Source organism: Methylosinus sp. sav-2, assembly GCF_004366495.1.
In the GTDB taxonomy this organism is placed as follows: domain Bacteria; phylum Pseudomonadota; class Alphaproteobacteria; order Rhizobiales; family Beijerinckiaceae; genus Methylosinus.
Genome location: NZ_SOEJ01000005.1, coordinates 77,915 through 100,317 on the forward strand (window position 1 = coordinate 77,915; position 22,403 = coordinate 100,317).

Annotated in this window: 22 protein-coding genes and 1 tRNA gene; 15 read left to right on the forward strand and 8 right to left on the reverse strand. The window is 64.3% G+C overall.

All coding sequences use genetic code 11. The features are described 5' to 3' along the window. Positions 1-3: 3 nt before the first annotated feature. The 6 genes from EDE12_RS11415 to EDE12_RS11440 form a co-directional block, all read right to left on the reverse strand. Entirely contained in the window at positions 4-225 is a 222-nt protein-coding gene (locus EDE12_RS11415) for a formate dehydrogenase subunit delta (RefSeq protein ID WP_018265611.1), read from the reverse strand. Further along, positions 215-1,045: a formate dehydrogenase accessory sulfurtransferase FdhD gene (gene fdhD / locus EDE12_RS11420; RefSeq protein WP_026598848.1), complete on the reverse strand. Its 831-nt coding sequence runs from the start codon at positions 1,043-1,045 to the stop codon at positions 215-217. The genes EDE12_RS11415 and fdhD overlap by 11 nt, the downstream gene beginning before the upstream one ends. Positions 1,046-1,266: 221 nt before the next feature. Further along, the gene (gene fdhF / locus EDE12_RS11425) at positions 1,267-4,143 is read right to left on the reverse strand and encodes a formate dehydrogenase subunit alpha (protein ID WP_024880237.1); all 2,877 of its coding nucleotides are present in this window, start codon (positions 4,141-4,143) and stop codon (positions 1,267-1,269) included. Positions 4,144-4,154: 11 nt separating this feature from the next. Further along, positions 4,155-5,708 (reverse strand): NADH-quinone oxidoreductase subunit NuoF, encoded by a 1,554-nt coding sequence (locus tag EDE12_RS11430; protein ID WP_026598849.1) that lies wholly within the window; start codon positions 5,706-5,708, stop codon positions 4,155-4,157. Next, positions 5,705-6,181 carry a formate dehydrogenase subunit gamma gene (locus EDE12_RS11435; protein ID WP_026598850.1) on the reverse strand — a complete coding sequence of 159 codons (477 nt, stop codon included), beginning with the start codon at positions 6,179-6,181 and terminating at the stop codon, positions 5,705-5,707. The genes EDE12_RS11430 and EDE12_RS11435 overlap by 4 nt, the downstream gene beginning before the upstream one ends. Before the next feature lie 145 nt (positions 6,182-6,326). Beyond that, entirely contained in the window at positions 6,327-7,229 is a 903-nt protein-coding gene (locus EDE12_RS11440; RefSeq protein ID WP_024880240.1) for a LysR family transcriptional regulator, read from the reverse strand. Positions 7,230-7,457: 228 nt separating this feature from the next. On the opposite strand from EDE12_RS11440, the gene EDE12_RS11445 reads away from it, so the two are divergent. Further along, the gene (locus tag EDE12_RS11445; RefSeq protein ID WP_036308872.1) at positions 7,458-7,676 is read left to right on the forward strand and encodes a hypothetical protein; all 219 of its coding nucleotides are present in this window, start codon (positions 7,458-7,460) and stop codon (positions 7,674-7,676) included. A 14-nt stretch (positions 7,677-7,690) separates the two neighbouring features. Here EDE12_RS11445 and EDE12_RS11450 read toward each other — a convergent pair whose 3' ends face one another. Beyond that, positions 7,691-8,896 carry an acyltransferase gene (locus EDE12_RS11450; RefSeq protein ID WP_134188085.1) on the reverse strand — a complete coding sequence of 402 codons (1,206 nt, stop codon included), beginning with the start codon at positions 8,894-8,896 and terminating at the stop codon, positions 7,691-7,693. Between the two features lie 182 nt (positions 8,897-9,078). Between EDE12_RS11450 and proS the strand changes: the two genes are divergently transcribed. The 14 genes from proS (at position 9,079) to EDE12_RS11520 (ending at position 21,684) form a co-directional block, all read left to right on the forward strand. Continuing rightward, on the forward strand, positions 9,079-10,626 hold the full coding sequence (gene proS, locus EDE12_RS11455; protein WP_024880243.1) for a proline--tRNA ligase: 1,548 nt from the start codon (positions 9,079-9,081) through the stop codon (positions 10,624-10,626). Positions 10,627-10,652: 26 nt separating this feature from the next. Further along, on the forward strand, positions 10,653-10,967 hold the full coding sequence (locus EDE12_RS11460; protein WP_024880244.1) for a hypothetical protein: 315 nt from the start codon (positions 10,653-10,655) through the stop codon (positions 10,965-10,967). A gap of 89 nt (positions 10,968-11,056) precedes the next feature. After that, positions 11,057-11,365 carry a hypothetical protein gene (locus EDE12_RS11465; RefSeq protein WP_024880245.1) on the forward strand — a complete coding sequence of 103 codons (309 nt, stop codon included), beginning with the start codon at positions 11,057-11,059 and terminating at the stop codon, positions 11,363-11,365. A 129-nt stretch (positions 11,366-11,494) separates the two neighbouring features. Beyond that, positions 11,495-11,887, forward strand: coding sequence for an energy transducer TonB (locus EDE12_RS11470; protein ID WP_024880246.1), 393 nt, complete (start codon positions 11,495-11,497; stop codon positions 11,885-11,887). Between the two features lie 26 nt (positions 11,888-11,913). Beyond that, positions 11,914-12,288, forward strand: a complete 375-nt coding sequence (locus EDE12_RS11475; RefSeq protein WP_036308877.1) for a hypothetical protein — start codon at positions 11,914-11,916, stop codon at positions 12,286-12,288. Between the two features lie 377 nt (positions 12,289-12,665). Further along, positions 12,666-14,165, forward strand: a complete 1,500-nt coding sequence (locus EDE12_RS11480; protein ID WP_084768634.1) for a D-alanyl-D-alanine carboxypeptidase family protein — start codon at positions 12,666-12,668, stop codon at positions 14,163-14,165. Positions 14,166-14,172: 7 nt separating this feature from the next. Continuing rightward, a complete protein-coding gene (locus EDE12_RS11485) occupies positions 14,173-15,348 on the forward strand; it encodes a GTP-binding protein (protein ID WP_026598851.1) in 1,176 nt (391 codons plus the stop codon). Between the two features lie 28 nt (positions 15,349-15,376). Then, the gene (locus EDE12_RS11490; RefSeq protein WP_026598852.1) at positions 15,377-15,955 is read left to right on the forward strand and encodes a pyridoxamine 5'-phosphate oxidase family protein; all 579 of its coding nucleotides are present in this window, start codon (positions 15,377-15,379) and stop codon (positions 15,953-15,955) included. A gap of 11 nt (positions 15,956-15,966) precedes the next feature. Then, complete coding sequence (locus tag EDE12_RS11495) at positions 15,967-17,832, forward strand: potassium transporter Kup (RefSeq protein ID WP_026598853.1); 1,866 nt, start codon at positions 15,967-15,969, stop codon at positions 17,830-17,832. 3 nt (positions 17,833-17,835) lie between these two features. After that, on the forward strand, positions 17,836-18,588 hold the full coding sequence (locus EDE12_RS11500) for a ComF family protein (RefSeq protein ID WP_026598854.1): 753 nt from the start codon (positions 17,836-17,838) through the stop codon (positions 18,586-18,588). 70 nt (positions 18,589-18,658) lie between these two features. Next, on the forward strand, positions 18,659-18,931 hold the full coding sequence (grxC, locus tag EDE12_RS11505; protein ID WP_026598855.1) for a glutaredoxin 3: 273 nt from the start codon (positions 18,659-18,661) through the stop codon (positions 18,929-18,931). Next, positions 18,928-19,368, forward strand: coding sequence for a DUF1178 family protein (locus EDE12_RS11510; RefSeq protein WP_026598856.1), 441 nt, complete (start codon positions 18,928-18,930; stop codon positions 19,366-19,368). The genes grxC and EDE12_RS11510 overlap by 4 nt, the downstream gene beginning before the upstream one ends. A gap of 230 nt (positions 19,369-19,598) precedes the next feature. Continuing rightward, entirely contained in the window at positions 19,599-20,378 is a 780-nt protein-coding gene (gene amoC, locus EDE12_RS11515) for a bacterial ammonia monooxygenase, subunit AmoC (protein ID WP_024880255.1), read from the forward strand. Between the two features lie 268 nt (positions 20,379-20,646). Continuing rightward, positions 20,647-21,684, forward strand: a complete 1,038-nt coding sequence (locus EDE12_RS11520) for an AI-2E family transporter (protein ID WP_024880256.1) — start codon at positions 20,647-20,649, stop codon at positions 21,682-21,684. Positions 21,685-22,215: 531 nt separating this feature from the next. Here the strand turns inward: EDE12_RS11520 and EDE12_RS11525 are convergent. Then, positions 22,216-22,291: transfer RNA gene (locus tag EDE12_RS11525), tRNA-Phe, on the reverse strand. Between the last annotated feature and the right edge of the window lie 112 nt (positions 22,292-22,403).

A 22,403-nucleotide genomic window follows, 5' to 3' on the forward strand; every position in this document is an offset into this window, starting at 1 on the left:
CCTCTATTTCGCAGCGAGCTTCTGCACCGCCTGCAGCGGCACCTCGTCGAGGCCGGAGCCGCCATGGGCGACATGATCGATGATGCCGGCGCGCATGCGCGGATCCCAGAATTTCTTCAAATGCTCGGCCGTGCCGGCCACCGCGTCGGAATGCCTCTGTGCGGCGAAGAACTTGCCGATCTGATTGGCCATTTTGACGAGCCGGTCGGCCGAATTATGCGACATGGGTAGAGACCTGTTCCAGAATGCGTTCGGGGTGGGTGAAGATTTCGAAGTCACGGCCGCGCACGACCGCCACCAAGGTCATGCCACATTTCTCCGCCGTGCGCACCGCCAGAGCTGTGGGCGCGGAGACTGCGGCGATAATGGGCGCCCCGATGCGGGCGGCCTTTTGAACGAGCTCGACGGAAATGCGGCTCGTCATCAGCACGACGCCCTGCGCTGCGGGAAGCCGCTGACGCGCCAGCGCGCCGGCGAGCTTGTCCAGCGCATTATGGCGGCCGACATCCTCCCGCGCCACCAGCACGTCCGAATCCGGCCCCCAGAAAGCGGCGGCATGAACGGCGCGCGTCTCGCGATTGAGCGTCTGCGCGCCGGGCAAGCGATCCATGGCGGCGATGAGCGCCGTCGATGAGACGCGCAGCGCATTGGCGAGGACCGGCAACGGCCGGCTGGCCTGCTCGAGGCTCTCGATGCCGCAGAGGCCGCAGCCGGTCGGCCCGGCCATGGAGCGCTTGCGCGCCGCATAGACCTCCTGCCGTCCGCCAGCGAGCCAGCTGCGCAGCTCTATGCCGGCCTCGGAGGCGACGATCTCGAAATCACCGGCCTCGTCGATCGAATCGATGAGGCCTTCGGTAAGCGCGAAGCCGATGGAGAAATCCTCGAGATCAGCCGGCGTCGCCATCATCACGGCATGCGTGGAGCCGCCATAGGTGAAGGCGATGGGGGTTTCTTCCGGTATGATGCGGGAGCTGTCCGACAAGGCGTCATTGCGCCGCGCGATGCACGGAACACGAATGCTGGCCGCGGGGAGGTCCTCGTTCATCCAGATCTATCTCCAGCGCGCGCCCCTTCTCCCGCTTGCGAGAGAAGTGGCCCGGCGCAGCCGGGTCGGATGAGGGACCCTGGAAATGACCGGCCAATTTCGACGTTGGCCTGATCAAAACAATCGCAAAACGATGAGCGCCCTCATCCGACCCCGCTTCGCGGGGCCACCTTCTCCCGCCATGCGGGAGAAGGAATCGCGCCCATCGATACCGCCCTGCTCTACTCCGCGGCCGTCGCGATGCGACGGGCGTTCTCGGAGAGCTCGCGATATTGCTCCTGCCACTCGGTCGGACCGTTGGAGGGCGAGATCTGCACCGCCGTCACCTTATATTCGGGGCAATTGGTGGCCCAATCCGAATTATCGGTGGTCACCACATTCGCCTGCGAGAGCGGGTGATGGAAGGTGGTGTAGACGACGCCCGGCGCCACGCGGTCGGTGACCTTGGCGTGCAGCGTGATCTCGCCGGCTCGGCTCGCGATGCGCACCCAATCCCCATCGCGCACACCGCGCAGCTCGGCGTCATGCGGATGGATCTCGAGCACGTCCTCCTCGTGCCAACGGCTGTTCTCAGTGCGGCGGGTCTGCGCGCCGACATTGTACTGCGACAGGATGCGGCCCGTCGTCAGCAGCAGCGGGAAGCGCGGCCCGGTCTTCTCGTCGGTAGGGACATATTCGGTGATGACGAACTTGCCCTTGCCGCGCGTGAAGCCCTCGATGTGCATGATCGGCATGCCGTCCGGCGACGCGTCATTGCACGGCCATTGCACCGAGCCGACCTCATCGAGCATCGCATAGGAGACGTTCTTGAAGGTCGGCGTCAGAGCGGCGATCTCATCCATGATCTCGCTCGGATGCGCATAGTTCCAGTCGAGGCCGAAGGCCTTGGCGAGCATTTGGGTGATCTCCCAATCGCCATAGCCGTTCTTCGGGCTCATCACCTTGCGGATGCGCTGAATGCGGCGCTCGGCGTTGGTGAAGGTGCCGTCCTTCTCGAGGAAGCTCGCGCCCGGCAGGAACACATGGGCGTAATGCGCGGTCTCGTTCAGGAAGAGATCCTGCACGATGACGCATTCCATCGCCGAGAGAGCGGCCGAGACATGCTTCGTGTCCGGATCGGACTGGAGAATGTCCTCGCCCTGGCAATAGAGCCCCATGAACTCGCCGGCGATCGCCGCATCGAACATATTGGGGATGCGAAGGCCCGGCTCATTGTCGAGCTCCACGCCCCAGGCCTGCTCGAAGGACTGGCGCACGGCGTCGTTGGAGACGTGGCGATAACCCGGCAGCTCATGCGGGAAAGAGCCCATGTCGCAGGAGCCCTGCACATTGTTCTGTCCGCGCAGCGGGTTCACGCCGACGCCGCGGCGGCCGAGATTGCCGGTCGCCATTGCGAGATTGGCGATGGCCATGACGGTCGTCGAGCCCTGGCTGTGCTCGGTGACGCCGAGGCCATAATAGATGGCCGCGCGGCCGCCGGTGGCGTAGAGGCGCGCCGCGGCGCGAATATCCGCCGCCGGAACGCCGGAGAGCTTCTCGACTTCCTCGGGGCTGTTGCGCTCCTCGGAGACGAAGGCCGCCCAATCCTGGAACTCGTCCCAATCGCAACGCGCGCGGACGAAGGCTTCGTTGACGAGGCCCTCTTTCACGATCACATGCGCCAGCGCTGTGACGACGGCGACATTGGTTCCGGGCTTCAGCGCCAGATGATAATCCGAGCTGATATGGGGTGAGCGCACGAGATCGATGCGGCGCGGATCGACGACGATGAGCTTGGCGCCCTCGCGCAGGCGCTTCTTCATGCGCGAGCCGAACACCGGATGCGCGTCGGTCGGATTGGCGCCGATGACGAGGATCACATCGCTGTCGTCGACCGAGTCGAAGTCCTGCGTGCCGGCCGAGGTGCCGAAGGCCTGGTTGAGGCCATAGCCGGTCGGCGAATGGCAGACGCGCGCGCAAGTGTCGGTGTTGTTGTTGCCGAAGCCGGCGCGGGTCAGCTTCTGGACGAGATAGGTCTCCTCATTCGAGCAACGCGAGGAGGTGATCACGCCGACAGAACGCTTGCCGTGCTTCTCGATGATCTTCTTGAAGCGATCAGCGGCGAAGGCGATGGCCTCGTCGAAGGAGACGACCCGCCAGGGATCGGTCGCCTTGTCGCGGATCATCGGCTGGGTGACGCGTTCCTTGTGCAGCGCATAGCCATAAGCGAAGCGACCCTTGATGCAGCTGTGGCCGTGATTGGCCTTGCCGTCCTTCCAGGGAACCATGCGGACGATCTCCTCGCCGCGCATTTCCGCCTTGAAGGTGCAGCCGACGCCGCAATAGGCGCAGGTGGTGACTTCCGAATGCTCCGGCTGACCGACGGCGATCACCGACTTCTCGGTCAAGGTCGCGGTCGGGCAGGCCTGCACGCAGGCGCCGCAGGAGACGCATTCCGAATCCATGAAGGCTTCGGCCATGCCGGGCGAGACGCGGCTGTCGAAGCCGCGGCCGTCGATCGTCAGCGCGAAAGTGCCTTGAGTCTCCTCGCAGGCGCGGACGCAACGATTGCAGACGATGCATTTCGACGGGTCGTAGGTGAAATAGGGATTGGACTCGTCTTTCGGCATCCAATCGAAATTCGCCTTGCCGTCGACGCGGCTGCGGGCGAACACATGGTTGGAGCCCTCATAGCCGTAGCGCACATCGCGCAGGCCCACGGCGCCCGCCATCGTCTGCAGCTCGCAATCGCCATTGGCGGCGCAAGTCAGACAGTCGAGCGGATGGTCGGAGATATAGAGCTCCATAACGCCGCGGCGGATCGCCTTGAGGCGAGGCGTCTGCGTGTGCACGCTCATGCCCGGCAGAACCGGCGTGGTGCAGGAGGCCGGCGTGCCATAGCGGCCGTCGATCTCGACGACGCAGAGACGGCAGGAGCCGAAGGCCTTCAGGCTGTCAGTGGCGCAGAGCTTGGGGATTTCCGTCCCCAGCTCCATGGCGGCGCGCATGATGGACGTGCCTTCCGGCACAGTGACCGATACGCCGTCGATCGTCAGAGTGACTTCTTTCTCTGACTTCGACGCGGGCGTGCCGTAATCGACTTCTTTGACGAGGCTCATGGCTTTGCTCCTCACTCGGCGGCGGCGGGAAGCGTCGCTTTGCGGAAATCTTCCGGATAATGACGAAGGGCGCTCTCGACCGGATATGGGGCGAAACCTCCGAGCGCGCAGAGGGAACCGAATTTCATCGTGTTGCAGAGATCGGACAGCAGCTCGATATTCGCCTCCACATCGACGCCTTCGACGATCTTGTCGATCGTCTCGACGCCGCGGGTGGAGCCGATGCGGCAGGGCGTGCACTTGCCGCAGCTCTCGATCGCGCAGAACTCCATGCCGAAGCGCGCCATCTGCATCATATCGACGGTGTCGTCGAAAACGACGAGGCCGCCATGGCCGATCAGGCTGTCGTGCTTCTGGAACGCCTCATAATCGAAGGGCGTGTCGAACAGCGACGGGGGCACATAGGCGCCGAGCGGGCCGCCGCATTGCACGGCGCGCACCGGGCGACCGGTCAGCGTGCCGCCGCCGATGTCATTGACGATCTCGCCCAGCGTGAGGCCGAAGGGCGTCTCATAGAGACCGCCATATTTCACATTGCCGGCGATCTGCAACGGCATGGTGCCGCGCGAGCGGCCGACGCCGAAAGAGGCGTAAAACTCGCCGCCCTTGGCGAGAATGGCCGGAGCCGTGGCGAGCGTCAGCACATTGTTGACGACCGTGGGGCGGCCCATGAAGCCGACATGCGCCGGCAGCGGCGGCTTGGCGCGCACAATGCCGCGATGGCCCTCGAGGCTCTCGAGCAGCGAGGTCTCCTCGCCGCAGACATAGGCGCCGGCGCCGATGCGCAGTTCAATGTCGAAGGCGAAGCCGGAGCCGCGCACATTCTCGCCGAGCCAGCCGGCCTTGCGCGCGGCCTCCAGCGCCTCGGTCAGCACCTCGGCGCATTGCGGATATTCCGCGCGCAGATAGATGAAGCCCTTGCTCGCGCCGATGGCGTAGCCGCAGATCGTCATGCCCTCGATGAGGACGAAGGGATCGCCCTCCATCACCATGCGATCGGCGAAAGTGCCCGAGTCGCCCTCGTCGGCGTTGGTGACGACATAGCGGCGGTCGGCCGGAGCGTCGGCGACCGTCTTCCATTTGATGCCGGCCGGGAAGCCCGCGCCGCCGCGGCCGCGCAGGCCGGACTTGGTGACTTCCTCTATGACCTTGGCCGGACCGATCTCGAAGGCCTTGGCGAGCCCCTGCCCGCCGCCATGAGCGACGTAATCATCGAGATTCACCGGATCGATGATTCCGACGCGCTCGAAGGTCACGCGCGTCTGCTTGGCCCAATAAGGATGATCCTCGACCTTGCCGATGGAGAGCGGATGCGCGCCGCCCTTCAGGAATCCCGCATCGAACAGCGAAGGAACATCCGAGGGCTTCACATTGCCGTAGCCGATGCGGCCTTCCGGCGTCTCGACCTCGACCAGAGGCTCGAGCCAGAGCAGGCCGCGCGAGCCGTTGCGAATGATCTGAATGGTCTCGCCGCGCGCGGAGGCCTCTTTCTCTATGGCGGCGAGGACGCGCTTGGCGCCGACGGCCAGCGCGGCCATGTCGCGGGGCACATAAATCTTGGTCATGATTTTTGCGCCTCCGACGCCAGCTCGTCCAGAATCTCCCCATCGACGCGGCCGATCGGCTCGCCGTCGTAGAGAGCGCCGGGGCTGTGAGCGCAGAGGCCGAGGCAATAGACCGCCTCGACGGTCAGCGAGCCGTCATTGGCGGTCCCGCCCCATTCGAGCTTGATGCGCTCGAGGAAGTCCTTGGCGATCTTCTCCGACCCCATGGACTGACAGGACTCCGCCCGGCACAGCTTCAGCACATGGCGGCCGGCCGGCGCATGGCGGAAGTCGTGATAGAAAGTGACGACGCCATGCATCTCGGCCCGGGAGATGTTCAGCGATTGCGCCATCTGCGGCACGACAGCCTCGGGCACATAGCCGAATTCTTCCTGGATAGCATGCAAGATAGGCAGGGCAGGACCCTCGAGCCCGAGATGAGCGTCGATGATCTCCTGCGCCCGCGCCTCGTTCCACGGAACAGCGCCAGACATTTCTTCCCCGTTCTTATCGAGCGAGCCCGTTCTTAGAGAGCGGGCCTTTCTGAGCGACAGCCGCCCATTTTAGGTAATTGCCCCAACAGTGCGCCAAAAAGTCGGCGGGATCAATAATCTGGAACGGTTACATGATAGGCGAATCCTATAGATCGCCAACTAGCGGATTCTTTGCGAGCTTCTTCGCCTCGGCGACGAGCGCGGCCACTTGCGGGATGGTCGGCTCGCGCAGCGGAACGACCAATCCGATCTCGTGGACGGCCTCCGGCTCGACGATCGGAATAGAGCGCAAGGGGGCGGCGACTCGCAGCGAGTCGACCAGCTTTTCGGGTAGGATGGTGGCCCAACGTCCTGTCTTCACATGGGCGAAGAGCACGATGACCGAATTCGATTCGAGCGCGGGCTCGGGCTCGCCGCCGGCGTCGCGGATCAGCCGCTCGACGATGCGGCGATTCTGCATGTCCGGCGTCAGCAGGCAGAGAGGGATTCGGCCGACATCGGCCCAGGTCACCTTGTCCCGATTGCCGAGCGGATTGTCGGCCGCAGTCAGCAGCCGATAGCGCTCCGAAAAGAGCGGAACGGTCCGCACCCGCCCCAGCGGCTCATTGTCGAGATAGGTGAGGCCGGCGTCGATCTCGAGATTGTCCAGCATGGACAAGATCTCGGTCGAGGAGCTGGTGAGAATGGTGAGGCGCACGCCGGGGTGCTTCTCGCGAAAGGGCGTCGTCAGCGCGGGAATCATGGTCAGCGCCGTGGGGATGGAGGCGATCTTGAGCTGGCCGCCGAGCCCCTCCTTCAGCGTGCGCACCTCCTGCCGCATGGCGCGCGCGTCGGCCACGATGCGCTTGGCCCATTCCAGCACCCGCTCGCCCTCGGCGGTGAGGCTGTGGAAGCGGGAGGAGCGATTGACGAGCAGGACGCCGAGACTGTCCTCGAGCTGCTTGATCCCGGCCGAGAGCGTCGGCTGCGTCACCCCGCAGAGCTCCGCCGCGCGGGAAAAGCTCCGCTCCTTGGCGACAGTGATGAAGAATTCCAGCTTGTCGATCACGTCGCGCCCAAACTCCCTCTTCGCGCCCTCGAAGGACCGAATGGGACGCGCGAGGAACTATATACCTAAAGGCTTGGCGCGGCGAATTCATCGCACGGTCGAAGGATGCGCGCGCGGCCACGGACGAAAGCGCGCCCGGACAGCGGGCCGCGATAGGGAAAAAGGCGGTTGACCTTGTGCGCTGCACAAATCTAAAAAAGGTCGGATAGAAAAAATCGGAGGCCGCGCATGTCGTTGACAAAAGATCACTTGCTTTGGGGCTATCGTCTCATTCTCGACCGCGACCCGGAAAAGGAAGTGAATTTGGACAGCGCGAGCCGTTTCGTGGAGCCTCGCTCATTGCGGGAGCAGCTGATGCTCTCGCCTGAATTTATTCAGAACAATGAGAAATTGATCTTAGAACTCCATTCGAAGCTACAAGCGCTGAAGCCTCTCGCCGGCGGCTGAGCGTCGGCGAAGCTTCATCCGACCACTTTATCCTCCGACGGCGCCGGGGGCGCAGAAGAAAATCGAGCGACGAATGCTCGACCGTAAGCGCTCCCCGGCTTCTCGATCGTGACGAAGATCGTCGCCGTTACCGCCACGACGATAATCGCGACCAATGGCAGAAGCAGCGGCAGGCTGGCCGTGTCCAGCGCCGCGAGCGAGGGCGCGCCGAAGTAGAAGAGAACAAAGAGAACATTGCCATGGAATAAATATATTCCATAAGAGCATTCTCCGAGCGCCAGAAGCGCGCGCCTCCGCAAAAGGCCGAAGATATCGTTGCCGCAGGCGACAGAGGCGAAGAAGAGTCCGAGCAGAAAATCCCATGGCGTCCCATAAGGCTTGGGAGCGCAAGCCAAGGCCGCGAGCAGGCATATCGTGGCCGTGAGCATTCCACCGCGCGAGGACGACCAGATCCGCGCCTCGTCGAGCTTCGCCGCCTCGCTGGCCAGCATCCCCATCGCGAACAAGGGCGGAAACGCGAGCCAATCGAGAGCGACGAAACGCGTCGCCGCCAGACTGCCGATGACGAGCGCCAGCGGAAGCGCCGCAGTCGGCGCCTTGCCGCGGAGAAGGTCATAGGCGATCGCCATCAGCGGAACGCCGAAAAGATAGAACGCCCACTCATATTTCAGCGACCACAGCACATAAGCGTCGATGCGGCCGCTATCGGCATGGCCGAGAAGCGGAGGCTGGCCGAGGGCCGCCACCCATGTGAGCAGCGGCGTGAAAACCGTTTCCGGCCGAATGGAATATTCTTGCGTCCATAGAATAATCAGGCCTGTCGCCACGACGGAAGCGGCGACCAGCGGCGTCAGACGGAAGAAACGGCCGACCCATAACGCTGCTATTCTGGAAATATGAAATCCTTCCAGCGTATTGCGATGGAATAGAAACCCTGTGATCATGAAAAATATCGACACGCTGCCGCCGCCGAGATTTTCAAGAAACAGAATGGTCGGCCGCTCCCAGGTTCCGCCGAGCCGCGTGGCCTGCATCCAGATCACGAAATGATGCATCATCACGGAGAGGGCCAGCAGCCCGCGCAGCCCGTCTATGCGCGAAATCCGCCCGGCCGACGACGGAAGCGGAAAGCCGAGGCGATCGAGGAGGCCGCCCGCCGCAAAGGCGGCGAGATAGGCGAGCCCTATCCCAACGCCGATCATGCCCAATGGATAGACCAACGCGCCCTCCTCGGACCCATGTCCGACGGGGCGGAGTTTCGACCGGAACGCCCGCGCAAGGCAACGCCCCTGCTCGACCCCTGCACCGCGCCGCGGCCGAAAAGCGCGGCCTCGCTCGCCATGACGGCGGGCTTGGGCTATCTCTGCGCTCGAACATCGGAATCGAATCCCCAAGGGCAAAGATGAAACGCGCTCTGTCGGTCACGAGAGAAGAGAATTTCGCGCAATGGTATCAGGCCATCGTCGCCGAGGCCGATATGGCTGAGACGAGCCCGGTGCGCGGCTGCATGATCATCAAGCCCTGGGGCTATGGCGTCTGGGAGCTGATCCAGGGCGCGCTCGACCGGCGCATAAAAGAGACCGGCCACGACAATTGCTATTTCCCGCTGTTCATCCCCATGAGCTTCATCGCTCAGGAGGCGAGCCATGTCGAAGGCTTCGCCAAGGAGATGGCGGTCGTCACCCATCACCGGCTGAAGGCGGTGGACGGCAAGCTCGTCGTCGATCCCGACTCCAAGCTCGAGGAGCCGCTGATCGTGCGGCCGACTTCGGAGACGATCATCGGCGACGCCTTCCGCCGCTGGGTCTCCTCGCATCGCGACCTGCCCGTGCTCATCAATCAATGGGCCAATGTCGTGCGCTGGGAAATGCGCACGCGGCTCTTCTTGCGGACGAGCGAATTCCTCTGGCAGGAGGGCCACACCGCCCATGCCGACGAGGCCGACGCGCGGGAAGAAACCCGCAAAATGCTCGAGGTCTATCGGCAAATCGTCGAGGATGTGCTGGCCGTGCCCGTGGTCGCCGGCGAGAAGCCGGAGAATGAGCGCTTCCCCGGCGCCGTGAACACTTATTCCATCGAGGCGATGATGCAGGACGGCAAGGCGCTGCAGGCCGGCACCTCGCATTATCTCGGAACCAATTTCGCTCACGCGCAGAACATCCGCTTCCAGAGCGCGAGCGGCGAGCTGGAATATTGCCACACGACGAGCTGGGGCGTCTCGACGCGGCTCATCGGCGGCGTGATCATGACCCATGGCGACGATGACGGGCTGCGCCTTCCGCCGGCCATCGCCCCGCGTCAGGTGGTGATCGTGCCCATGCTGCGCGAGAAGCCCGAGGACGCCGAGGTGCTCGCCTTCTGCGACAGGCTGAAAGCCGAGCTGGACGGGGTTTTCGCGCTGGGCGCGCCATTGCGCGCGATCGTCGACAAGAAGCCGGCGCGCGCCGCCAATAAGCGCTGGGACTGGGTGCGCCGCGGCGCGCCGATCATCCTCGAGATCGGCCCACGCGACGCCGCCAATGACGTTGTGACGCTGATCCGCCGCGACCGCCTGCGCGACGGCGACAAGATCGTCTCGACGGCGACGCCCCGCGCGGAATTCGTGGGCGCGGTCCCTGCCCTGCTGGCGGAAATCCAGGCGGCGCTGTTCGCCGAGGCCAAGGCGCGACTCGAGGCGAATATCCGCTCCGATCTGACGCGCTTCGCCGAGATCGCCGATTATTTCGGCAAGGCGGCGGAGGACGACGAGGCCGCGGCGGCCTTCAAGGGCTGGGTGCGCGCGCCCTGGGCGCGGCCGACCGGCGCGGAGCTCGAGGAGGTGGAGACGCGGCTGAAGGCGTTGAAGCTGACGCTGCGCAATATTCCGCTCCAGCAGAGCGCGCCGACGGGCGTTTGTGTCTTCACCGGCCGGCCGGCGGTGGAGGAGATATTGATCGCTCGTGCTTATTAGCGCGGGCGAGCCTCGAATGGCGGCCGATGAGCGCGCCCAGGAAGAGAGCCCTGACCCGGCCGCCGAGCGGCAAGGAACGTGTCGCGCTGCTGAAACGCGCCGATTTTTTGGGTGTCCAAAGCCCGCAAGTCAAAGCGGAATTCCAAAGCCTGCTAGCGCGGCTCGACACCGGTGAAGTTTCGCCCGCCTATCTGTGGGATCACATAGAATTTATAGAACGGCGGGAGAAATTCCGCCGAGCAACGAGCAATTTGGACGAGCCAGCCCGAAAGCTCTTCGAGCAGCATGATGCGGGTGAGATTAGCGGATCAGATCTCTGGTGGCTGCTCGGAGAAGATTAACGATTCGCCCGCAAAGAAACCCCTTCGTCAGCATCGAATTCGCGCCATCTAGAGCCGATTGGACACGACGCCAATCGGAGACCGCAGCAATGGACATTCCGCCTTTCGACCCCGCCATCGCCGCGGGCGTCGCCCTGTCGACCGCCGTGACCGACGCCGTCTATGTGTTCTTCAACGCTGCGGTTTCCGAACGCCGTCGCGTCGCCGCCGCGAGCTGGAGCAGCGTGTGGTATCTCCTCTCCGCTTTCGCGGTCATCAGCTACACGTCCAACTGGGCCTATGTGCTGTTTGCCGCGCTCGGCGCCTGGATCGGCGGGTTTTTGTCGATCACTGCCCTCAATCGCGTCGCCCCACCGCGAGGCGCGCTCGGCGCCGCAAGAAAAGACCGAAACGAATAACAGGAAAACCGGCCAGCGCTCGACGAAATCACTCACCTTATTGACCGCGCTACGCGTTCGGATATTCATAGATCACAAGGCGCGGGCGGCGAATTTCCAGGCGCTATGTTTCGTTCGAGGACCGAATTGATGAAAGCGGCGACGATTTTTATGGCTTGTCTGCTCGCGCTCTCCCAGCCGGTTGTGGCGCAATCGATTTTCGACGGGCTCGGCGGAACGGCAGACCCCGCGCGGGACGCCGCCCAGGTGGAATATGAGCAGTGGAAGAGGACGATCGCCCGTCAGGCCAAAGAGCACACCTCGCGCCTCTGGCTCGGGCATGGGTCTGTGACCGTGCATTTCTGCGTCGACGCCGCCGGCCGAGTGGCCGATGCGAATGTCGTGAAAGCCAGCAATAACGAACAGGCGCTCCTCGCCTTGAGCACGATTTCCTCGCTCAAATTGCCGCCGCCACCGGCCTCGGCCCGCAAGGCGGCCGGCGGCAAGTGCCACTTATTCTCGCAGAGCTTCTACTATCCATGAGCCCGGCGGACCGGAGGCCACGCATCATGTTTCGAGCAATCATCGTATTTTGTCTGATCGGCGTGTCGCCGGCGGCCTTCGCACAATTTCTTTTCGGCCCCTCGGAGCGGCCGACGCTCGCCGCCTGCATGGCGATCCCGGAAAACAAGGTCTGGATACAGACCGTCACCCAGCAGCTCCGCGAACGCGCGCCGAAGCTGAATCTGGGACGCGGAACAGTGACCATCAAATTCCATGTCGATTTCAGAGGCCGCGTCACCAGAGCCACTTTCTCGAACTACGACAATAACGCCCGAGCGCTGGTCGCGGCGGGCATGATCACCGCGCTGAAGCTGCCGCCGCCGCCCTTCGACATGGACACCGACTGCCGTGATTTCGAGCAGACCTTCAACTTCCATTGACCGCTTCGGCGGGCGGCTCAGCGGACGACGAAACCTCGCGCGCCTATTGGTCGCATCCAGATTGAATTATTACGACCAATATAAGCTTTTCATTCTGCCCAACCAGAATTGGCGGCCCAGCTAGCCGAGCACACGGCGGCCGCAAAATTGCGAAATGGCCGGCCGAGCCTACGCCGGCTCGCCGGAAGTTGGAACGAATTTTGATCGTCCGGGCGTACTAACCGTTGTCCATAACGGCGCTTTTCGGCGTCCCGAAACGGCGCAGAGCGCGTTTACGCCACATTCGGCCCATATTCGGGCCGTCCTTGGAGCGAGACTATGTCTCGAATCGAACGCGCGGCCGCAAAACGGCCGAGGTCGAGGCCGATCGGATGAACATGAGCGTGAAACCGACCCTACGCAGCTTTTTCGTCGCAGCCGCCATTGTCGCAGCGTCGACGGCGTCGGCGGCCCCCTCCGTCGTCATCGATGTCTCCAGCGGGCAGGTTCTGGCGCAGGAGCAGGCGACCCAGAGCTGGTATCCCGCCTCGCTGACCAAGCTGATGACCGTCTATGTGGCGCTGGACGCGGTGCGTTCCGGCCGCATTCAATATGACACGCCGATGATCGTCTCGCCCCGCGCGCTCTCCATGGCGCCGTCGAAAATGGGCTTTCCGGTCGGCTCGGAGGTGACGCTGCGCAATGCGCTGGTCATGCTGATGGTCAAATCCGCCAATGACATAGCCGTCACCATAGCGGAGGGCGTCTCCGGCTCGGTGGAGGCTTTCGCCGATGAGATGAACCGCGCCTCGGCCAAGCTCGGCATGCGCGAGTCCTATTGGGCCAATCCCAACGGTCTGCCGGACGACCGGCAAGTGACCTCGGCGCGCGATCTCGCCATTCTCGGCCGCGCGCTGCTGACGGAATTTCCCGAATCCTCGGGCTTTTTCAACATTGGCGCGATGCAGCTCGGCCGGCAGATCCACCCGACCCATAACGGCCTGCTCGGCCGCTATCCGGGCGCGGACGGCATGAAGACCGGCTTCACCTGCCCCGCCGGCTATAATCTGGTGGCCAGCGCCACCCATGGCGGGCAGAAGCTCATTGCCGTGGTTCTGGGCGCGCCCACGGCGGCCGCCCGCACGGCCAAGGCCGCCTCGCTGCTCGACCGCGCCTTCATGACCGGCTCGCCCTCGGGCTCGGTCGCCTCTTTGCCGACCTTCGGCGTCGGCCAGGCGCCGGACATGCGCGACAGCGTCTGCCGCCATCGCGGCAAGGCCAACGCCGAATATATGGCCGAGGTCGAGGATATGAATGTCGCCATTCCGCGCGAGAACGGCTCGACCGATCAGGTCAACGTCAAGACCATCGCCGCCCTGCCCCGCGCGCGCTTCGAGCCGACACCGGTGCATCTCGGCCGCGCTCCTGGCTATGAGGGTCCGGTCGCCGGGGTGCGCGATCCTGGCACGCCGGTCGGCTCGCCCTCGACTGTCACCGCCTACGCCCATGAGCCGCCGGCCGCCGCCGCCTCGCCGATAAGCCGCCCGGCGCCAGACGCGCTCTCCATGCGCCACAGCCGCAAGGCGGCGGTAAAGGCCGCGCATGCGCCGGCCAAAGAAAAGGCGACCAAGGAAAAGACAGCCAAGGCGAAGACGCCGCCGCAGGAAGCCGCCATCGAGACGGATGCGACGGAAAAGCCCGCGAAGGCGGCGAAGCCCGCGCCCGCCAAGTCTGGTCAGGGCAAGCCCATCCAGGGTAAGAATGTCGCCGCCAAAGCGCCGGCGAAGGCTCCGGCCGCCAAGGCCGCGGCGAAGACGCCTGGCAAGAACGTCTCCGCCAAGAATGACAAGCATGCGATCGGCGATCATGCGCCGCCGCGCCCAGACAATGAGCAATGATTCGACAATGACCGAGCGTTCCGAGCCGCGTCGTCCACCGCCGCCCATTCCGCTGACGATCCTCACCGGCTTTCTCGGCGCCGGCAAGACAACCCTGCTCAACCGCCTGCTCGCCTCGCCCGAGCTCGCCGACACTCTGGTGCTCATCAATGAGTTCGGCGAGGTCGGCATAGATCATCTGCTGGTCGAGAATGTCGAAGGCGACATGATCGTCATGAGCTCGGGCTGCATCTGCTGCTCGATCCGCGGCGATCTCGTCGCCGCGCTCGAGGATGCGCTGCGCAAGCTCGACAATGGCCGCATCCGCCCCTTCCGCCGCGTCGTGCTGGAGACGACCGGGCTCGCCGATCCGGCGCCCATTCTCCACACCATCATGTCGCATCCCTATCTCGCGCTGCGCTATCGGCTGGACGGCGTCGTCTCGCTGGTCGACGCCGTGAATGGCGCCGCGACGCTGGACGCGCATGAGGAGGCGGTGAAGCAGGCCGCCGTCGCCGATCGGCTGGTCATCACCAAGACTGACCTTCCCGAGGGCGCCTCCCGTCTCGAGGCGCTCGACCAGCGCCTCGCTCGGCTCAATCCGGCGGCGCGCCGGCTCATCGCCGCGACGGGAGAGGCGAGCCCCGCCGCTCTGCTCGACTGCGGTCTCTATGACGCCTCCGGCAAGATTCCGCAGGTCGCCAAATGGCTCAATGACGAGGCGGTCGCGGCGGCGCATGAAGCGCATCACCATCATCACGATCACCATCATCACGATCATGACCACCACCACGGCCATGCGCATCAGGACGTGAATCGCCACGACGCGCATATTCGCGCCTTTTGCATCACGAGCGACGCGCCGCTCAGCCCGCAGGCTTTCGACATGTTCGTCGAGATCTTGCGGCAGGCGCATGGTCCGCATCTCTTGCGCGTGAAGGGAATCGTTGGCCTCACCGACGATCGCGAACGGCCCGTGGCCGTGCATGGCGTGCAGCATGTCTTCCATCCGCCGCATCGCCTCGCCGCCTGGCCGGACGCCGATCGGCGCACACGCCTCGTCTTCATCGTCAAGGATTTGGACCCGTCCTTCGTCGAAAAGCTCTACGCCGCCGTCGCGGGCATACCGGCGCCGGACACGCCGGACGCCGCCGCGCTGCAGGATAATCCGCTTGCCCCCAAAAACGCCGGCCTGCTAGGCTGACGCGGGGCAAGCACCGGAATCGCGCGTCATGAGCAAATTCTTCGCATCGATCGAGCCGCAGCATCGCGACTTCATCGAGAAGCAGAGGCTCTTCTTCGTCGCCTCCGCCGCTCCCACCTCGCGCGTAAATGTCTCGCCCAAGAGCGCCGACACGCTGCGCCTTATCGACGAGCGCACGGCCGTCTATATCGATCGCACCGGCAGCGGCAATGAGACGGCCGCGCATATGCGCGCGGACGGGCGCCTCACTTTCATGTTCTGCGCGCTCGACGGCGCGCCGCTGATCCTGCGCCTCTATGGCCGCGGCCGGGCGCTGGCGCGCGGCGGCGAGGATTATGCGCGGCTGCTGCGCTCCGCCTTCGGCGGCGCGGAGCCGCCGGGCGCGCGACAAATGATCCTGCTCGATGTGGAATCGGTGCAGACTTCCTGCGGCTTCGCCGTGCCGCTGTATGATTACGCCGGCGAGCGCGACGGGCTCGACCGCTGGGCCGCCTCCAAGGGTGAAGATGCGCTCGACGCCTATCGCCGCGAGAAGAACCGGCAGAGCATAGACGGACTGCCGACGGGCCTGTTCGAAGACGAAAATCTGGCCGCCGAAGAGGCGTGAGGCAAGTTTTTATGGCGAATTCGACTGCGCACGCCGGCGAGAACGGCGTGAAGGCTCTGATGCTGGGCGCCCTCGGCGTCGTCTTCGGCGACATCGGCACCAGCCCGCTCTATACGATCAAGACGGCGCTCGACTGGTCCGGCGGGCATGTGAGCGCCGAGACGGCGCTCGGCATGTTGTCGCTGATCGTCTGGACATTGATCATCGTCACCTCGGTCAAATATGTCGCCGTCATCATGCGCGCCGACAATGACGGCGAAGGCGGCATACTCGCGCTGATGTCGCTGCTCGGCATGAAGCATGGGCGCCATCCGGCGATCATCGCGATCGGCATGCTGGGCGCGGCGCTGCTGTTCGGCGATGGCGCGATCACGCCGGCGATCTCCGTGCTGAGCGCGCTCGAGGGGCTGAAGGCGCCCCTGCCCGCGCTCGCGCCCTATGTGGTTCCACTCTCCGTCGTCGTGCTCATCGGCCTGTTCGCCTTGCAGCCACAGGGCACTGAGCGCATCTCGCGCCTCTTCGGCCCGGTGATGGCGCTATGGTTCGTCTCGATAGCGGTCCTCGGCGCGCGCGGCGTCATCGCGCATCCGAGCGTTCTTTCCGCTGTCGATCCACGCGTCGGGCTGCATTATCTCTTCACCCATGGGTTCGAAGGATTTCTGCTGCTCGGCGCCGTGTTCCTCTGCGCCACCGGCGCCGAGGCGCTCTATGCGGATATGGGCCATTTCGGGCGGCGCCCTATTCGCCTCGCTTGGTACGGGCTGGTGCTGCCGTCGCTCGTCCTCGTCTACGCGGGCCAGACGGCGCTGCTCGTCGAGGGCTCCGTGACGGAGAATCCTTTCTTCGATCTCTGCCCCGCCCCGCTGCAATTGCCGCTGGTCGCGCTGGCGACGCTCGCCACCGTCATAGCGAGCCAGGCGATCGTCACCGGCGCTTTCTCCATGGCGCGGCAGGCGATCCAGCTCGGCCTGTCGCCGCGCCTCGCCATCACGCAGACATCGGCGCAGAGCTATGGCCAGATCTATGTCGGCTTCGTCAATTGGACGCTGATGGCGCTGACGCTCGTTCTGACCATCACGTTTCGCTCCTCGGAAAACCTCGCCGCCGCCTTCGGCATCGCGGTCTCGCTGACCATGCTGCTGACGACGGCGCTGATGTTCATCGCCATGCGCTCCATCTGGCGCTGGAGCCTGCCGCTCTCGATCGCCGTCGGCGGAATGTTTCTCGTCGTGGACGTCTCCTTCGTCGCCGCCAATCTCATCAAATTCTTCGAAGGCGGCTGGATTCCTCTCGTCGTCGCCGCCATCCTCTTCTTCCTGATGAGCTGCTGGAGCGAGGGCTTCGAGGCCATGCGCAAGGCGCTCGAGCGCGACACGTTTCCGATCGCCGATTTCGTCGCGAAGTTCCACGGCAAGCCGCGCGTAGATGGCGTCGCCGTCTATCTGACCAGCCGCACCGATGTCGTGCCGGTCGCGCTGCTGCATAATCTCAAGCACAATAAGGTCCTGCATCAGCATATCGTGCTGCTGCATGTGGCCACCGCCAACACGCCGCGCGTCGATCGCGCGCGGCGCGTCGAGACTGTGTCGCTCGACGATCATTTCTACGCGATGGAGCTGAACTACGGCTTCATGGAGCAGCCCAATATTCCCTGCGCCTTGATGCTCGACACCATATCGAGCCCGCTGACATTCAATATGATGAACACCTCCTTCTTCGTCGGCCGGCTCACCGTGACGCCGCTCGGGCGCTCGCGCTGGCGACGGCTGCGGATCCACATCTTCCAATTCATGCACCGCAACGCGCTGCCGGCGACGGAATTCTTCCAAATCCCCTCGGGCCGCGTCGTCGAGCTCGGCGGTCAGGTCGAGGTCTGAGCCATGCTCGGGCGCGCCGCCGGCCTCATCGGCAGCATAGGCGCGCGCCTGCTCGATATCGTCTATCCGCCCGTCTGCCTCGTCTGCCGCAGAGCGGTGGCGAGCCATGGCGCGCTCTGCCCGCGCTGCTGGGGCGAGATGGGCTTTATCGAGCAGCCCTATTGCGAGCGGCTGGGAACGCCCTTCGAGCGCGATTTCGGCCCCGGCATGATCTCGCTGGAGGCCGCCGCCGATCCGCCCGTCTTCACGCGGGCGCGCGCGGTCGTGCGTTATGACAGCGACCGCGCGCGCAGCCTCGCCCACAGACTGAAATATTATGATCGCCTGGAGCTCGCCGAGCCGCTCGGCCGCTGGATGGCGCGCGCTGGCGCCGAGATTCTCTCCGACGCCGATCTGCTGGTTCCCATTCCCCTGCACCGAATGCGCCTGCTGTCGCGGCGCTTCAACCAATCGGCGGCGCTCGCCCATGTGATCGCGCGGGAGAGCGCCGTTCCGGTAGAGGCTCTGGCGCTGGAGCGCGTGAAGCCGACGCCGCCGCAAGTGGGGCTGACGCGCGGCCAGCGCTCAGCGAACATGCAGGGCGCCTTCCGCCTGCGCGAGGAGAAAAAGCCTCAGATCGAAGGCCGCAACATCGTGCTCGTCGACGATGTGCTGACCTCTGGCGCGACGGCCAACGCCGCGGCCCGCGTCTTGCTGCGGGCGCGGGCGACGCGCGTCGACGTGCTGGTCTACGCTCGCGTCGTCGGCCAGAGCTGAAGCAAAGGCCTCCGTTGCAGCCATGCGCTGGAAGCGCTTATAAGAGCGCGCGAAAGGTCACGGAACCGTCATGCCGCAGATCGTCATCTACACCACGAGAACCTGCCCCTATTGCCGCGCCGCCAAGCAGCTGCTCGACATCAAAGGCGCCGCTTATGAAGAGATCGCCGTCGACGGCGACGCGCAGAAGCGCGCCGAGATGAGCCGGCTGGCCGAGGGCCGGACCACAGTGCCGCAGATTTTCATCGACGGCCGTCCGATCGGCGGCTGCGACGATCTCTATGCTCTGGACGGCGCCGGCGAGCTCGATCCGCTGCTCGCCACGGGCGAGCCGGCGCCGTGATTCTCTACCGGCTGATCTGCTCGGAAGGACACGAATTCGAAAGCTGGTTTCGCGATAGCGAAGCCTATGACGCGCAGGCCGCGCAAGGCGCGGTCAGCTGCCCCTTCTGCCATTCGACCCAGGTCGCCAAGGCGATCATGGCGCCGAATGTGGCCCGCCGCTCGTCCCGAGCGCGTGAGGACGAGGCGGGCGTCCCCGCTCTGCTCGACGAGCGCCATGCGGCGCTGCGGGCGATGATCCAGGAGCTGCGCCAAAAGGTCGTCGCCGCGACGGAAGACGTCGGTGACCGCTTCCCGAACGAGGCGCGGCGGATGCAGGATGGCGAGGCCGAGAACCGCCCCATTCGCGGACGCGCCAGCTTCGAGGAAGCCAAGGCGCTGCTCGAGGAGGGCATAGAAATCCTGCCGCTCCCCGGCCCGCCCGACGAAAGCCACTGAGGCGCGCCTCCCCCGCCGACGTCCTTGGCTTCGCGCTCCACAGGCGGAGGCGCTTCCTTTTTTGATATGAGTGACGGCCGCGCTTTCGACGTCGAAAAACGTCGCCGGCACTTGAATTTTCGTCATAGCGCAATGAACAATATGCACTTTGTCTTTGAGAATACTGCTCTTATCCCTTTGAGCGAGGCTTTGCAAAACCGTGATGCGAAGCCAATCTCGAGGAGAGAAACATGAGTCTAACGACAGAAGCAGCCGGAAAAACCGGCGCGGCCGACAGTACAGACGTCGTTATCGTCGATCTGAAGCCTATGTGGATCGCCGCCGGCGGGCTCGTCACCTTCTATCTGTTCATTCGCATCTATGAGCAGATTTACGGATGGCGCGCCGGTCTCGACTCCTTCGCCCCAGAATTCCAGACCTATTGGCTGACGATGCTCTGGACCGAGATTCCGCTGGAGCTGGTCACTGGCCTCGGCCTCGCCGGTTATCTGTGGAAGACGCGCACGCGCGACATGGACGCGCTGAGCACGCGCGAAGAATTGCGGCGCTGGGTCTGCCTCGCGCAATGGCTGGTCGTTTACGGCATAGCGATCTACTTCGGCGCGAGCTTCTTTACTGAACAAGACGGCACTTGGCACATGACGGTGATCCGCGACACCGACTTCACGCCGAGCCATATCATCGAGTTCTATCTGAGCTATCCCATCTACTCGATCGTGGGCGTCGGCTCGTTCTTCTACGCCAAGACCCGGTTGCCCTATTTCTCCAAGGGCTATTCGCTGGCCTTTCTGATCCTGACGATCGGTCCGTTCATGATCATTCCCAATGTCGGGCTGAACGAGTGGGGCCACACCTTCTGGTTCATGGAGGAGCTGTTCGTCGCTCCGCTGCACTGGGGCTTCGTGTTCTTCGGCTGGATGGCGCTCGCCGTGTTCGGCGTGACCGCGCAGATTTTGCTGAACATGAAACGTCTGCTGGGCGAAGACGGCGTGAAGGCGATCATCGACTGACGCGCTCGACGGAACTCGCAAGAGCGAGCCTGCTCTGACTCCATGATGCTCCCAGGGAACCAGAGTGGAAAAGCTGCCGCCCCTCGCTCGAGGGGCGGCAGGATACGAACCCGCCGCGAGCGATTTTCCCTCACGCGGGGCCGATATGCGGCGCATGGCTATGTGAGGCGCGCTCGCATCCATATATGATTGGCGCGGACCCGAAGCCGCGCGAGATATCCGACTGCTCGGCGCGCGCCGAAAAGCCCGAACGCAGCCGGAGGCCGACATGCAGAATCGACAGATATTCGGCCTCATCCTGCTCGCCGGAATGATCGGGCTCGGCGTCCTCGTCATCAGCCCCTTCTGGGCGCCGCTCGTCTGGGCCGCCATTCTCGCTCATGCCACGGACGCCGCCTATCGCCGCTGCCTTCGCCTCTGCGGACAGCGGCGCAATCTCGCCGCCGCGGTCACGACGATCCTGCTGATCGTCCTCATCGTCGTTCCGGTGTCGGTGCTGCTGATCGATCTGCAGAGCGAGGCGGTCGCCGCCTATCGCGACATCTCGACCAAATATGCGGACGAGCCGCTGGTCCTGCCCAACGCGATCAAGCGCCTCCCGGTGATCGGCCCCACGCTGAACGATCTCGTGAACAATCCGGAATTTCGTAAGCAGCAGATCAACGAATGGCTGGAGCCCTGGATGCGCCAGCTCGCCGGGGTCGTCGGCGCGGTCGGCCGCAGCATTGCGCAATTCGGCGTCATGGCGATCGCGCTGTTCTTCTTCTACCGCGACGGCGACCTCATGCTCGAGCAAATTCGCGTCGGGCTCCGTCGAGTCGTCGGGGAGACGGCGGATCAATATTTCCGAGCCGTCGAGACCACGTCGAATGCGGTCGTGTCGGGCCTGATCATCAGCGCGATGGCGCAGGGCTTCATTGCCGGCGTCGGCTATGCGTTCCTCAGCGCCGGACCGCCCGTTCTGCTCGGCGTGCTGACAGCCCTGGCTGCGCTCATCCCCTTCGTCGGAACAGTGGCGATCTGGGCGCCGCTCGGCGTCTGGCTTCTTCTCACCGATCAGATCGGCGCAGGCCTGGGGCTGCTCGCCTGGGGCGCGCTCATCGTCAACCCGACCGACAATATTCTCAAGCCTCTCCTCATCAGCAACGCGGCCGATATCCCTCTCGTCGTCGTCTTCCTCGGCGTGATGGGCGGCCTGCTCGCCTTCGGCTTCGTCGGACTATTCCTCGGCCCACTGATTCTCGCCGTGCTGCTCGCCATATGGCGGGAATGGCTGGCAGCCGACGCCGCCGAAGCGGGCCGCTGATCTTCGTGGCTGCGACGATGCTCGAAGGCGCAGCGTCTTCCGCCCTTCGCCGTCTTGCCCGGCGTCAGCGCGAGATCGGGATTCGACGTGGTGACGACGATTTTGCTTCCACCTCGCTCCGCCGGCGCATCCACTATCTGCGTCACTCTTCCTTCGAAGGCGCGATCGGGAAATGCGTCGACATTCAAAGAGACATTGTCCCGACCCGCGTCGGACTCTCGATATCGCGTCGATGCGGATTTCGAGCAGCGGATCTCGTCATTCTAGGCCGCAGACCTCCCCATACCGGGAGGCCTCGGGAGCGAGAGCAGCGATGACGAAGCGCGGGCCGGCCGCCGCTCGGAACGGCCTAGCGATGACGTCGCTTCTCGATCATATGGCCGCGATGTCGGCGCAGAACCCCGGTGAGATCGAGATTGGACCGGATTTTCTCCCGAAGCGGCCGCACCGCAGGCCCTGCATGGCATGGCTAGTGCGCGCCAACCCGTTGATTTAACAGGCTCTAGTGCGGGTTTTCGTCGTAGGCGGGAGTGGTGCCCAGGGGCGGAATCGAACCACCGACACTGCGATTTTCAGTCGCATGCTCTACCAACTGAGCTACCTGGGCCTAGGCGCCTCGCGACGCCGAGAGCGGGCTTATAGAAAGCCCCGCCGGCCTTGTCTAGACCCCAAAAGCGTATTTCTCACAAGCTCGCGCGGAAACCGCCTGGCGCAGCCGC

Coding starts and splice junctions, on each gene's coding strand:
- EDE12_RS11415 (WP_018265611.1), bottom strand. CDS start 225: ATGTCGCATAATTCGGCCGACCGGCTCGTCAAAATGGCCAATCAGATC.
- fdhD (WP_026598848.1), bottom strand. CDS start 1,045: ATGAACGAGGACCTCCCCGCGGCCAGCATTCGTGTTCCGTGCATCGCG.
- fdhF (WP_024880237.1), bottom strand. CDS start 4,143: ATGAGCCTCGTCAAAGAAGTCGATTACGGCACGCCCGCGTCGAAGTCA.
- EDE12_RS11430 (WP_026598849.1), bottom strand. CDS start 5,708: ATGACCAAGATTTATGTGCCCCGCGACATGGCCGCGCTGGCCGTCGGC.
- EDE12_RS11435 (WP_026598850.1), bottom strand. CDS start 6,181: ATGTCTGGCGCTGTTCCGTGGAACGAGGCGCGGGCGCAGGAGATCATC.
- EDE12_RS11445 (WP_036308872.1), top strand. CDS start 7,458: ATGTCGTTGACAAAAGATCACTTGCTTTGGGGCTATCGTCTCATTCTC.
- proS (WP_024880243.1), top strand. CDS start 9,079: ATGAAACGCGCTCTGTCGGTCACGAGAGAAGAGAATTTCGCGCAATGG.
- EDE12_RS11460 (WP_024880244.1), top strand. CDS start 10,653: ATGAGCGCGCCCAGGAAGAGAGCCCTGACCCGGCCGCCGAGCGGCAAG.
- EDE12_RS11465 (WP_024880245.1), top strand. CDS start 11,057: ATGGACATTCCGCCTTTCGACCCCGCCATCGCCGCGGGCGTCGCCCTG.
- EDE12_RS11470 (WP_024880246.1), top strand. CDS start 11,495: ATGAAAGCGGCGACGATTTTTATGGCTTGTCTGCTCGCGCTCTCCCAG.
- EDE12_RS11475 (WP_036308877.1), top strand. CDS start 11,914: ATGTTTCGAGCAATCATCGTATTTTGTCTGATCGGCGTGTCGCCGGCG.
- EDE12_RS11480 (WP_084768634.1), top strand. CDS start 12,666: ATGAGCGTGAAACCGACCCTACGCAGCTTTTTCGTCGCAGCCGCCATT.
- EDE12_RS11485 (WP_026598851.1), top strand. CDS start 14,173: ATGACCGAGCGTTCCGAGCCGCGTCGTCCACCGCCGCCCATTCCGCTG.
- EDE12_RS11490 (WP_026598852.1), top strand. CDS start 15,377: ATGAGCAAATTCTTCGCATCGATCGAGCCGCAGCATCGCGACTTCATC.
- EDE12_RS11495 (WP_026598853.1), top strand. CDS start 15,967: ATGGCGAATTCGACTGCGCACGCCGGCGAGAACGGCGTGAAGGCTCTG.
- EDE12_RS11500 (WP_026598854.1), top strand. CDS start 17,836: ATGCTCGGGCGCGCCGCCGGCCTCATCGGCAGCATAGGCGCGCGCCTG.
- grxC (WP_026598855.1), top strand. CDS start 18,659: ATGCCGCAGATCGTCATCTACACCACGAGAACCTGCCCCTATTGCCGC.
- amoC (WP_024880255.1), top strand. CDS start 19,599: ATGAGTCTAACGACAGAAGCAGCCGGAAAAACCGGCGCGGCCGACAGT.
- EDE12_RS11520 (WP_024880256.1), top strand. CDS start 20,647: ATGCAGAATCGACAGATATTCGGCCTCATCCTGCTCGCCGGAATGATC.